Source organism: Mesorhizobium sp. BHbdii, assembly GCF_053848045.1.
Map to the genome: position 1 here is coordinate 1,252,674 of NZ_JBSPKX010000001.1, position 10,946 is coordinate 1,263,619.

12 protein-coding genes are annotated in these 10,946 nt (G+C 63.1%); 9 read left to right on the plus strand and 3 right to left on the minus strand.

Annotated elements, in window-relative coordinates; genetic code table 11:
* Nucleotides 1–135: 135 nt before the first annotated feature.
* Nucleotides 136–1,104: an adenosylcobinamide-phosphate synthase CbiB gene (gene cbiB, locus ACWTU8_RS06150; protein WP_455847419.1), complete on the minus strand. Its 969-nt coding sequence runs from the start codon at nucleotides 1,102–1,104 to the stop codon at nucleotides 136–138.
* On the opposite strand from cbiB, the gene cobD reads away from it, so the two are divergent.
* Both cobD and ACWTU8_RS06160 read left to right on the plus strand, forming a co-directional pair.
* Complete coding sequence (cobD, locus tag ACWTU8_RS06155) at nucleotides 1,103–2,158, plus strand: threonine-phosphate decarboxylase CobD (RefSeq protein WP_455847420.1); 1,056 nt, start codon at nucleotides 1,103–1,105, stop codon at nucleotides 2,156–2,158. The two genes, cbiB and cobD, sit on opposite strands and share 2 nt — an antisense overlap.
* On the plus strand, nucleotides 2,155–2,664 hold the full coding sequence (locus ACWTU8_RS06160) for a tyrosine phosphatase family protein (protein ID WP_455847421.1): 510 nt from the start codon (nucleotides 2,155–2,157) through the stop codon (nucleotides 2,662–2,664). The genes cobD and ACWTU8_RS06160 overlap by 4 nt, the downstream gene beginning before the upstream one ends.
* 181 nt (nucleotides 2,665–2,845) lie before the next feature.
* On the opposite strand, the gene ACWTU8_RS06165 is transcribed toward ACWTU8_RS06160, so the two are convergent.
* Nucleotides 2,846–3,649, minus strand: coding sequence for a creatininase family protein (locus tag ACWTU8_RS06165; protein WP_095518551.1), 804 nt, complete (start codon nucleotides 3,647–3,649; stop codon nucleotides 2,846–2,848).
* A gap of 105 nt (nucleotides 3,650–3,754) precedes the next feature.
* Entirely contained in the window at nucleotides 3,755–4,138 is a 384-nt protein-coding gene (locus tag ACWTU8_RS06170; protein WP_455847422.1) for a RidA family protein, read from the minus strand.
* Nucleotides 4,139–4,389: 251 nt separating this feature from the next.
* On the opposite strand from ACWTU8_RS06170, the gene ACWTU8_RS06175 reads away from it, so the two are divergent.
* The 7 genes from ACWTU8_RS06175 to ACWTU8_RS06205 are packed head-to-tail and all read left to right on the plus strand — an operon-like array spanning nucleotide 4,390 to nucleotide 10,946.
* Nucleotides 4,390–5,394, plus strand: coding sequence for an ABC transporter substrate-binding protein (locus ACWTU8_RS06175; RefSeq protein ID WP_455847423.1), 1,005 nt, complete (start codon nucleotides 4,390–4,392; stop codon nucleotides 5,392–5,394).
* Between the two features lie 9 nt (nucleotides 5,395–5,403).
* Nucleotides 5,404–6,234 (plus strand): ABC transporter ATP-binding protein, encoded by an 831-nt coding sequence (locus tag ACWTU8_RS06180; RefSeq protein WP_065012275.1) that lies wholly within the window; start codon nucleotides 5,404–5,406, stop codon nucleotides 6,232–6,234.
* Nucleotides 6,221–7,072, plus strand: coding sequence for an ABC transporter permease (locus ACWTU8_RS06185; protein ID WP_455847424.1), 852 nt, complete (start codon nucleotides 6,221–6,223; stop codon nucleotides 7,070–7,072). Before ACWTU8_RS06180 ends, ACWTU8_RS06185 begins: the two co-directional genes overlap by 14 nt.
* Nucleotide 7,073: 1 nt before the next feature.
* A complete protein-coding gene (locus ACWTU8_RS06190; protein WP_455847425.1) occupies nucleotides 7,074–8,381 on the plus strand; it encodes a cytosine deaminase in 1,308 nt (435 codons plus the stop codon).
* A complete protein-coding gene (locus ACWTU8_RS06195) occupies nucleotides 8,378–9,778 on the plus strand; it encodes an FAD-binding oxidoreductase (protein WP_455847426.1) in 1,401 nt (466 codons plus the stop codon). The genes ACWTU8_RS06190 and ACWTU8_RS06195 overlap by 4 nt, the downstream gene beginning before the upstream one ends.
* Nucleotides 9,778–10,359 (plus strand): NAD(P)H-dependent oxidoreductase, encoded by a 582-nt coding sequence (locus tag ACWTU8_RS06200; protein ID WP_455847427.1) that lies wholly within the window; start codon nucleotides 9,778–9,780, stop codon nucleotides 10,357–10,359. Before ACWTU8_RS06195 ends, ACWTU8_RS06200 begins: the two co-directional genes overlap by 1 nt.
* Nucleotides 10,359–10,946: an NAD(P)H-dependent oxidoreductase gene (locus ACWTU8_RS06205; protein WP_455847428.1), complete on the plus strand. Its 588-nt coding sequence runs from the start codon at nucleotides 10,359–10,361 to the stop codon at nucleotides 10,944–10,946. The genes ACWTU8_RS06200 and ACWTU8_RS06205 overlap by 1 nt, the downstream gene beginning before the upstream one ends.

The window sequence follows — 10,946 nt, forward strand, 5'->3', positions numbered from 1 at the left end:
CTGAAGCGTTCGTCCTGGTCGCGAGCTCGCGATTCCTTGCTTTGTGACGGCAGATGGTGCTGATTTGCGCCTATGACCCGCCCCGAGGCGGGTTTTTACTTTTTGCCGATCTCGACCGGCCGCGTTGCACTGCCGTCACGCACCGACGACAATCACCGACACCAAGCCGAACAGCGCGATCAGCAAAAAGTCGGCGACCCGATAGAGTTTCAGCGCCCGCCTGATGTCGGCGCTCTCGGCATCGCGGTGGCCGCCTTCGCCCATGAACGCATCGTCGACCATGACGCCGTCATAGGAACGCGGGCCGGCGAGCGCCAGGCCGAGCGCGCCGGCCATCGCCGCCTCCGGCCAGCCGGCATTGGGCGAGCGGTGCTTTGTCGCGTCGCGCTGCACGGTGCGCCAGGCGTTGCCCGCATCGGCGCCTTTGACGAAGAAAGAGGCACCCACGATGAGCAGTGCGGTCAGCCGCGACGCCGGCAGGTTGATCAGATCGTCGAAGCGCGCTGCCGCCCTGCCGAAGGCCTCGTGGCGCGGGGTGCGGTGGCCGATCATCGAATCGGCCGTGTTGGCGGCCTTGTAGGCGACGCCGCCGGCCAGCCCGCCGACGCCGATCCAGAAGACGGGCGCAACGACGCCGTCGGAAAAATTCTCGGCCAGGCTTTCGATCGCCGCGCGGCAGACGCCGGCTCTATCGAGCTTTTCCGGATCGCGGCCGACGATCCTTGAGACGGCAGCACGGCCGATGTCGAGTCCACCATTGTCCAGTCCGTCGGCCACCGCCTCGACATGCTCGGCCAGGCTCTTCTGCGACAGCAGCGACGTCGCCAGGATTGCCGTGAGGACCAGTCCGGCTGGAATGCCCGAAAGCATGGTTTCCACGGCGAAGGCGATGGCGGCCGGCACCAGCACGATGATCAGCAGCGCATGAACACCGCGCCGGCGACGCAGGGCGTCGGAATCAGTATCGCGGTTGAGCCTGCGGTCGAGAAAGGATATCAGCCTGCCGAACCAGGTGACGGGATGGCCGATGGCGCCGAACAGCCAGGCCGGGTAACCCACGGCGAATTCAACAACCAGTGACAGGAAAGCGGTCAGGATCGACATGAAGTCTCTTGATGGAGCGGCGACAGTGGTGGATCACGGCGGAAGCCTTGGCCGGGCGAGGGCGCTTTTTCCGCATGCGCCGCAGCCCTTCGTCGACCTCTCGACCGGTATCAATCCGCACTCCTATCCGTTTTTCGATCTGCCCGCCACCGCCCTGTCCAGATTGCCGGAAGCAGCGCGGGTCCGCGAGTTGGCCGAAGTTGCGGCAAGCGTTTATGGCGCGCCATCGGCAGCGAATGTGGTGGCGACGCCGGGCACGCAGATCTTGTTGCCCCGCGTCGCCTCGCTGGCGAGCCCCGGCAAGGCGCTGGTGCTCGGGCCGACCTATGCTGAACATCAGCGGGCAGCGGCAATCGCCGGCCATGCTGTGACGGAGGTCGATGATTTCGAGGTCCTGGCAGGAGCCGATCTCGCCATCATCGTCAACCCCAACAATCCGGACGCGCGCATCATCGAACGCAAGAAGCTGCTCGATCTTGCCGGAAGATTGCGCGCCAAAGGCGGGTTGCTGGTCGTCGATGAGGCGTTCATGGATGTTGGCCCGCGTGCGGAAAGCCTGACCGGGGATGTCGAGCAAGGCGGCATTGTCGTGCTGCGTTCCTTCGGCAAGTTCTTTGGCCTCGCCGGCCTGCGGCTCGGCTTTGCACTGGCCGACGCGCTGACGGTCGAACGGCTCGAGGCGCAGTTCGGGCCATGGGCGGTCGCCGGCCCAGCGCTCGAATACGGTATCCGCGCGCTTGCCGACAGCGGCTGGCAGGCCGAGATGCGACGCCGTCTGGCAGAGGATGCAGCACGGCTCGATGCGTTGTTCGACCGCTTCGGCGTCCCAGTCGCCGGCGGCACCACGCTGTTCCGCTATATCAGGCTGGCGGACGCCGCCGGACTGTTTTCGGCGCTTGGCGAGCGCGGCATCCTGCTTCGGCATTTTTCCGGCCGGCCGCATGTGCTGCGCGCCGGGCTCCCGGGTCCTGACGAGGAATGGCAGCGGCTCGAATCGGCTCTTGCCGACTGGGCGCAACAGCGCGACGATAACACCAAGGAGATCAAGCAATGATCCATGTCTGTTCGCTATCGAAGGTCGAGGAAACGGTCGCGAGAACCGGCGCCGAGCGGCTGCTTTCCCTGCTGGCTGCCGGTACCGAGGTGACGCGGCCGGCGTCGATCGCCCGGGAAAACCATCTGCATCTGGTCATGCATGACATTGCGGTGGCGCAAGAGGGCATGACCATGCCGGGCGAAATCCATGTCCGCGATCTGCTCGATTTCGCGCGCCGATGGGATCGTGCAAGGCCGCTGGTCGTGCATTGCTATGCCGGCATCAGCCGTTCGACCGCCTCGGCTTACATCATCGCGGCGGCATTGGCGCCGAAGCGCTGCGAGGTCGAATTGGCTGAGACGCTGCGCGCGTTGTCGCCGACGGCGACACCTAACCCGCGGCTGATCGAGGTCGCCGATACGCTGCTCGATCGCAACGGCCGCATGATCGGCGCGATCCAGGCGATCGGGCGCGGCGCGGACGCCTTCGAAGGCACGCCTTTTGAGTTGAAGATCGACGCCTAATGCATGTCCGCCCAAAGTGCGCAGCGATTTTGGGATAACGACATGTATAAAAACAAGTGCTTAAAGCGCGTCGCATAAATCCGTTCAGACGCGACGCGCTTTAGAGTTTGACCAAGATCTTTTCCGAAACCCGGTTTCCGCTGTTTGCTGCGCTGACCTTCGGTTCGGGACCATGGCCTGACTATGCCAGCCAGTCGGCCAGCTTCGCCTTGCGCACATCCTTCAACAGGCTGATGAAGCCGTCCGCCTGATGGTTGGCGGTAAGCCTGCCCTTTTCGGCCGTTGCAATGCTGGCGTCGCCGACCACGCCGTTCGGGTTGAGATCGGTGGCGATCCAGGCGAAGGCGTGCGTTCCGGTGTGGCGCAGCAGTGAAAATTCCTTTTCGGCGCGGGCGACGTTGGACACGAAATTGTCGGCCTTTGCCATGTCGACCAGATCCGGCCGGAAATGCAGCATCAGCGAGGTCTCGACATCGCCGCCATGGATGCCGTGGCGATCCTCAAGCTCGGTATACATGCCGGCCGGCCGGCCAAAGCGCTGCCAGCTCGTCTTCACCGCCAGCATCTTTGCACGCACGCGCAATTCGCGGGTGATGATGCCCATGATCTCTTCGTTCCCGCCATGCGAGTTGACGACGATCAGTTTCCTTAGCCCGGCCCGCGCGATCGACAGGCCAAGCTCGGTCCACGCCTCGATCAAGATCGGCGCCGGCAGAGTGAGGGTTCCCGGTGCATGCAGGTGCTCGTTCGACTTACCCACCGCCTGGACGGGCAGGATGCGGATGTCGAGATCGGCGGGCAGGCGGGCGATCACCGTGTCGAGCATGCCGGTCATGATCGAGGTGTCGGTCGAAACCGGCAGATGCGGGCCGTGCTGTTCGATCGCCGCCACCGGCAGAACGGCGATCGTCGCCTCCGGATCGATCGTGGCGTATTCGGTGGTCCGGTAGTCGCCCCACCACACGCGTTTGTTTGCAGCGGTCATGTCATGCCTTTTCGATAGACTGGCTTTTTCGATAGACTGGCCTTTTCGATAGACTGGCCTCTTCGATGCACGGCCAGACCTAGCGCGGGAAGGATCGCCTGTCGATCACCCTGCCGCGATGACCTCGATCTCGACCTTGAATTCCGGCCGCGCGAAACCGGACACGATCATCAGCGTCGAAGCCGGCGCCGGGCTGGTGAACAGCCGATCGCGAACGTCCATATAGGGCCGCAGGAAGGCGCGGTCGGTGACATAGGTGTTGATGCGGACGATGTCGGAAAGTCCAAGCCCGGCCTCGCCAAGTATCGCCGCGATGTTCTGAAAACAGAGTTCGGCCTGTGCGCCGGCATCCTCCGGGATCTGATCGTTCGGAGTGATGGCGACCTGGCCCGAACACAGCACCAGCCTCTTGCCGGGAGGCACCTCGATGCCATGACTGTAGCGGGCGAAGGGCGGCTTGATCGACTTCGGCGCCAGGAATTTGAACATGAAAATCTCCAACGATGTCAGCCTAAAGCCGGATTGGCGGCCCATTCAAGATGCAGTGCATACTATCAGGGCGATTGTGGACAGGCGTTCAAAAAATAGGCACGATGCCCCCGGTACAGCATGACCGTCCGGCCTTCGTGCACCACCGTTGCGCAGGCGGGCGGCCTCGGTGATGGCATGTGTCTTGCTTCTTGAGTCGATGGTGTCGAGCCCGGTGCGTGGCGCGCCGGAGCCAACAGAGGGTGGTGTGGATGGACGGAAAACCTAAGATTTCGGTGGGCGCGATCGTGCTGCTTGCCGCAAGCACGCTAAGCGCGGCAGCGAACGAGAAGGTCACCTTCGGCACCAACTGGCTCGCCCAGGCCGAGCACGGTGGCTATTATCAGGCAGCCGCTGATGGCACCTATGCGGCTTGCGGGCTCGACGTGACGATCATGCAAGGTGGCCCGCAGGTCAGCGGTCGGCCGCTGTTGCTCGCCGGCAAGATCGACTTCTACATGGGCGGCAACATGCTGCAGGCCTTCGACGCCGTTCAGCAGGACATTCCGCTGCGCGTGGTCGCCGCCTCATTCCAGAAAGAGCCGCAGGTGATCATGAGCCATCCGGGTCAGGGCCTCGACAAATGGGAGGATTTGAAGAACGCGGACCAGTACATTATTGGCGACGAAGGTGCACAGAGCTACTTCCAATGGATGATCACGGAGTTCGGCTTCGATCCGGCCAAGCGCGTGCCCTATACGTTCAACCCCGCACCTTTCATCGCCAATCCGAAGTCGATCCAGCAGGGTTACGTGACCTCGGAGCCCTTCGCCGTCGCCAAGGAGGGCGGCTTCCAGCCCAATCTGTTCCTGCTCGCCGACTACGGCTTCGACACCTATGCGACGACGATCGAGACCATGCAGGCCACGATCGACAAGCGGCCGGAGGTGGTTCAGTGCTTCGTCGATGGCTCGGCCAAGGGTTGGTACAATTATCTCTACGGCGACAACGCTGCCGCCAACGCGGCGATCAAGAAGGATAACCCCGACATCAGCGACGAGCAGATCGCGTTTTCGATCGAGCAGATGAAGAAATTTGGCATCGTCGATTCCGGCGACACGGAAAAACTCGGCATCGGTGCGATGACTGACGCGCGCATCGAAAGCTTCTACGACAAGATGGTCAAGGCCAAGGTCGTGCCGGCCGGCGTCGACATCAAGAAGTCCTACACGCTGGCCTTCGTTAACAAGGGCGTCGGGATCGACCTGAAGAAATAGCACCCAGGCATGATGCAGGAGAAAGTGCCGCAAGCGCCGGCAAGCGCATCGGGCAAAGGTCCGATGCTGCTGGCGCTGCGTGGCGTCGGCAAGGTCTTTTCCAACGGCGTGACAGCGCTCAGCGATGTCGACCTGACGATCCGGGAAGGCGACTTTCTCAGCCTTCTCGGCCCGTCCGGCTGCGGCAAGTCGACGGCCTTGCGCCTCATTGCGGGTCTTGCGACGCCGACCTCCGGCGTGCTCGACTGGCGCGGCAGCAGCTCTGTCGACCGCTCGAATATCGGCTTCGTCTTCCAGGAGCCGACGCTGCTGCCCTGGGCCGATGTCTTCGACAATGTCTGGCTGCCGCTGCGGCTGAAGGGCGTGTCGCGGGCCAAGGCTGCGCCTGTCGTGATGGAGATGCTGGCGCGGGTCCACCTGACCGGCTTCGAGCATGCCGTGCCGCGCGAGCTGTCCGGCGGCATGAAGATGCGCGTCTCGATCGCCCGCGCCATGGTGACCAAGCCGCGCGTGCTTTTAATGGACGAGCCGTTCGCAGCGCTCGACGAGATTACCCGCTTCAAGCTCAACAACGATCTTCTGGAGCTATGGCAGGACGAGCATTTTACCGTCGTCTTCGTGACCCACAGCGTCTTCGAAAGCGTTTTCCTCTCCAGCCGCGTCGTCGTCATGGCGGCGCGACCGGGCCGGGTGTTCAAAGAACTCGTCATCGATGCGCCGTATCCGCGCAATGAAGCCTTCCGTACTTCGCCCGCCTATGCCGCGCTTTGCCGTCAGGCGTCCGATGTGCTGATCGGCGCCATCAACTCAACTGCCGGACCGCACCATGACGGCCATTGAAGAACACGTGCTGAGGCTCGATCCCGAGGAGGCGCGTCGCGTGCGCCAGGAGCGGCTCGAGCGCATCGGCCGATGGGTGCTGCCGCTGGCGATCATGATTCTGGCCATCTGGCTGTGGGACCGCATCTGCGTCTGGAACGACATCCCGAAATATATCCTGCCGCGCCCCGGTGTGGTGCTGCAAACACTGTTTGACGATGCCGGGCTGCTGTTTTCCTCGCTGCTGGTGACGCTCAAGATCACCTTCCTCAGCCTGCTTCTGGCCATCGTCGGCGGTGTTGGGTTGGCGGTCCTGTTCGCACAATCGAAATGGGTGGAGATGTCGTTCTTCCCGTTTGCCATCGTCCTGCAGGTGACGCCGATCGTTGCGATCTTCCCATTGATCAACATCTACGTCGACAACCAGACGACGAAGCTTCTGCTGTGTGCCTGGATTGTCGCCTTCTTTCCGATCCTGTCCAACACCACGCTCGGCCTCAATTCCGTCGACCGCAATCTGCGCGACATGTTTAGGCTTAACGGCGCGACCCGCTGGCAGCAATTGCGTTATCTCAGGCTGCCGGCAGCGATGCCGTATTTTCTCGGCGGGCTGAAGATCGCCGGCGGCCTGTCGCTGATCGGCGCGGTGGTGGCCGAGTTCGTCGCCGGGGCAACCGGCCAGTCGTCGGGGCTTGCCTCTCGCATAATCGAGGCCGGTTACCGGCTTAATGCCCCGCGGCTGTTTGCGGCCCTGATCCTGATCTCTTTCACCGGCATTCTGATCTTCCTGGTGCTGTCGCTGATCTCGCATCTCATTTTGCGGCGCTGGCATGAAAGCGCGCTGAAGCAGGAGCGATGAAATGTTGGAGATACCGGCCTCTGGTCCTTACCATCTCACCAACGTCCGGCTTCACGCATCACTGACGCCGGGCCTTGCCGCAGCCTTCGATGCCGACGGCTTTGCGCTCGCCGATATCGCCGTCGCCGACGGCAAAATCTCCAGCATCGTTGCGCATCGCCAGTCCAATTCGCCCGCAGCTGCCGCCGACCTCGGCGGCCGCGTCGTCATGCCGTGCTTCGTCGACTGCCACACGCATATCGACAAGGGCCATATCTGGCCTCGAAAACCCAATCCGGACGGCACGTTCATGGGCGCGTTGAACGCCACCGGCGCCGATCGCGCTGCCCGCTGGAGCGCAGACGACGTTGCCCGCCGCATGGATTTTTCGCTGCGCTCAGCCTACGCGCACGGCACCAGGGCTATGCGCACCCATCTCGACAGCGTCGCGCCGCAGGAAGAGATCTCCTGGCCGGTGTTCGAGACGATTCGGGAGAAATGGCGTGGCCGCATCGAGCTGCAGGCGGCCTGCCTGCTTGGCATCGAAGGCGTGCGCGACAGGAAGTGGTTCGAAAGGCTGGCCAAACGAGTCGCCGCAGCCAACGGCGTGCTCGGCGTCGTCACCTATATGCTGCCGGACCTGGAAGAGCTTCTCGACGAGGTGTTCGCTCAGGCGATCAAGCATGGCCTCGACCTCGATTTCCACGCCGACGAGACTGACGATATCTCGGCGATCTCGCTGAAGAAGATCGCCGAGGCGGCCTTGTGGAACGGTTTTGAGGGAAACATCCTCGTCGGCCACTGCTGCTCGCTGGCACGCCAGCCCGATCTCGATGTGCTCGACACGCTGGATAAGGTGGCGAAGGCGAGGCTTGCCGTGGTGTCGCTGCCGATGTGCAATCTCTATCTGCAGGACCGGCGCGGCGACAAGACCACGCCGCGCTGGCGCGGCGTGACGCTGCTGCACGAGATGAAAGCGCGCGGCATTCCTGTCGCCGTCGCCTCCGACAATACCCGAGATCCGTTCTACGCCTATGGCGATCTCGACATGCTGGAGGTCTATCGCATGGCGACGCGCATCCTGCATTTCGATCACCCGGTCGGCGATTGGCCACAGGCGGTGACTTCAACGCCGGCCCAGGTGATGCGGCTCGACGGTTTCGGCACCCTTGCAGCCGGCGGCGCCGCCGATTTCGTCGTCTTCAAGGGGCGGAGCTGGACGGAATTGCTGTCGCGGCCTGAATCGGATCGCATCGTGGTGCGCGACGGCCGCGCCATCGAGCGCCAATTGCCCGATTATGCCGAACTCGATGATCTAATGGTGGGATGATGGACCTGGCTACGCTCAAACGCGATCTCGACGGTCTGAAGATCGACGACCATCCGGCGATCGTCCAGCAAAAGAGCCGTGACTTCTACTGGTACAGCCCGGTGCTGAAGCAACAGCTCGACCATGTGACCGGCGATCTGATCGTGACGCCGAGGACGGAAGACGAGGTGATCCGAGTGCTTGCCGCCTGTCACCGGCATGGCGTGCCGGTGACGCCGCGCGGCAGCGGCACCGGCAACTACGGGCAGGCGATGCCTTTGTCCGGCGGCGTCGTGCTCAATCTCGCCGAAATGAATGCAGTCAAGACGATCGCGCCCGGCCGCGTCGTGACCGGACCCGGTGCCGTCCTCGCCGACATCGACAGGGCTACGCGCGCGCATTCCGGCCAGGAGCTGCGAATGTCGCCATCGACCTATAACACCGCGTCGATCGGCGGTTTCGTCGCCGGCGGATCGGGCGGCGTCGGCTCGATCCGCTGGGGTGGGCTGCGCGACCTCGGCAATGTCATCCGGCTCAGGACCGTGACGATGGAGGCGGAGCCTCGCATCATGGATCTTACCGGCGAGGAGGTGCTGAAGGTGATGCATGCCTACGGCACCAACGGCATCGTCACCGAGGTCGAGATGCCGCTGACCGCATCTTACGACTGGATCGACGTCATCGTCGGCTTCGACGATTTCATGGATGCGGCCGGCTTCGGCAACGATCTCGCCATTCAGGACGGCATTCTAGCGAAGCTGATCACGCCGATCGCCGCGCCCATCCCTTACGATTATTTCAAGCGGCACCAGCGGTTTTTCAGGCGCGAGCAAAGCATCGTCGTCTGCATGATCACGCCGCATGCCATGGACGCCTTTGTCGCTCTTACTGCGCGCAGCAAGGGCGAGATCGTCTTCCGCGCCGACAAGGAGGCCGATCTCAAGGGCCTGCCGCCGGCCTATGAGCTGACCTGGAACCACACGACGCTGCGCGCCATCAGGGTCGACCCGACGATTACCTATCTGCAGACCCGCTATCCTTCGCCGGATCACCTCGCTTACGTCAAGGCGATGATCGACCGCTTCGGCGACGAAGTGCCGACACATCTCGAATTCATCCGCTTCGACGGCGCGATCGGCGTGGCCGGACTGCCGCTGGTCCGCTTCACGACGGCGGAGCGGCTCGACGAGATCATCCGCATCCACGAAGAGAATGGCTGCTGGGTCTTCAACCCGCACCGCTACACGCTGGAAGAGGGCGGCATGAAGCAGACGGACGAGGTGCAGCTCGCCTTCAAGCGCGAGACCGATCCGCAAGGGCTGCTCAATCCAGGCAAGATGATCGCCTGGGAAAACCCGGACTACGATTATCGCTCGGGCAAGTCGTTCCTGTTCAAGGGGTTGCAGAAGGCGGGGTGATGAACATCCTCGTTCTCTACGCCCATCCGGTCGAGACCAGCTTCAATGCCGGTTTGCACAAGGTGATCGTCGAACGGCTGACGGCAGCCGGCCACGCCGTCGACGACTGCGATCTCTATGCCGAGAATTTCGATCCCCGGCTGACGCGGGCCGAGCGGCTCGATTATCACGACGATCGCGGCGCCGGTGATCCGGCAGCGCCCTATGTCGAGCGCCTGCTGCGGGCCGAGGCGCTGGTGCTGTCGTTTCCGGTGTGGAACTTCGGCTATCCGGCGATCCTGAAAGGCTTTTTCGACCGCGTCTTCCTGCCCGGCGTCTCGTTCAAGCTGGTCAATGGCAAGGTGCAGCCGTCGCTGCACAACATCCGCAAGCTGGCGGCGGTCACCACCTATGGCGGCAGCCGGTTGCACGCCATGCTGATGGGCGACCCGCCGCGCAAGCTGGTCAAGCGTGTGTTGCGCGCCTCGGTCAAGCCAGGTGCCTCCGTGTCCTATCTTGCGCATTATTCGATGAACCAGTCGACCGATGAAACGCGGAAGAGATTCACGGCGAAAGTCGCCGCCAGCATGGATGCCTTCTGATGCGGGTCCTGGTGGTTTACTGCCATCCGGTCCCGGAAAGCTTTTGCGCCTCGATCCGGGATGGTGCCATCGAGGTGCTGAAGGCGAGGGGCTGGGAGGTGCGGCTGCTCGACCTCTATGCGGAGAATTTCGATCCGGTCATGCGCTGCGGCGAGCGACGCTCCTACAATGAACACGCCCCGCAGGATCCGGCGCTCAAGCCCCACATCGAAAATCTCAACTGGGCCCAGGCAATCCTCTTTATCTATCCGACATGGTGGTATGGGCTGCCGGCAATGCTGAAGGGCTGGCTCGACCGGGTCTGGGCGACCGACGTCGCCTTCCGACTGCCGGCCGGCAAGCGACGGATTCAGTCGCTGATGAGGCATGTGACGAAGATCGGGGTGATCACGACCTGCGGCGCACCGACCTGGTGGAGCGTCGTCGTCGGCCAGCCGGGACGCAAGACAATCCTGCGCGGCATGCGGGCACTCTGCGCCACCCGCTGCAGGACGTTCTTTCTGGCGCACTACCTGATGGACTCATCGACACCGAAGACGAGGGCGGCGTTCCTGGAGAAAGTGCGAACGAAGCTGGGGCGCTTCTGA

Coding starts and splice junctions, on each gene's coding strand:
- cobD (WP_455847420.1), top strand. CDS start 1,103: ATGAAGTCTCTTGATGGAGCGGCGACAGTGGTGGATCACGGCGGAAGC.
- cbiB (WP_455847419.1), bottom strand. CDS start 1,104: ATGTCGATCCTGACCGCTTTCCTGTCACTGGTTGTTGAATTCGCCGTG.
- ACWTU8_RS06160 (WP_455847421.1), top strand. CDS start 2,155: ATGATCCATGTCTGTTCGCTATCGAAGGTCGAGGAAACGGTCGCGAGA.
- ACWTU8_RS06165 (WP_095518551.1), bottom strand. CDS start 3,649: ATGACCGCTGCAAACAAACGCGTGTGGTGGGGCGACTACCGGACCACC.
- ACWTU8_RS06170 (WP_455847422.1), bottom strand. CDS start 4,138: ATGTTCAAATTCCTGGCGCCGAAGTCGATCAAGCCGCCCTTCGCCCGC.
- ACWTU8_RS06175 (WP_455847423.1), top strand. CDS start 4,390: ATGGACGGAAAACCTAAGATTTCGGTGGGCGCGATCGTGCTGCTTGCC.
- ACWTU8_RS06180 (WP_065012275.1), top strand. CDS start 5,404: ATGATGCAGGAGAAAGTGCCGCAAGCGCCGGCAAGCGCATCGGGCAAA.
- ACWTU8_RS06185 (WP_455847424.1), top strand. CDS start 6,221: ATGACGGCCATTGAAGAACACGTGCTGAGGCTCGATCCCGAGGAGGCG.
- ACWTU8_RS06190 (WP_455847425.1), top strand. CDS start 7,074: ATGTTGGAGATACCGGCCTCTGGTCCTTACCATCTCACCAACGTCCGG.
- ACWTU8_RS06195 (WP_455847426.1), top strand. CDS start 8,378: ATGATGGACCTGGCTACGCTCAAACGCGATCTCGACGGTCTGAAGATC.
- ACWTU8_RS06200 (WP_455847427.1), top strand. CDS start 9,778: ATGAACATCCTCGTTCTCTACGCCCATCCGGTCGAGACCAGCTTCAAT.
- ACWTU8_RS06205 (WP_455847428.1), top strand. CDS start 10,359: ATGCGGGTCCTGGTGGTTTACTGCCATCCGGTCCCGGAAAGCTTTTGC.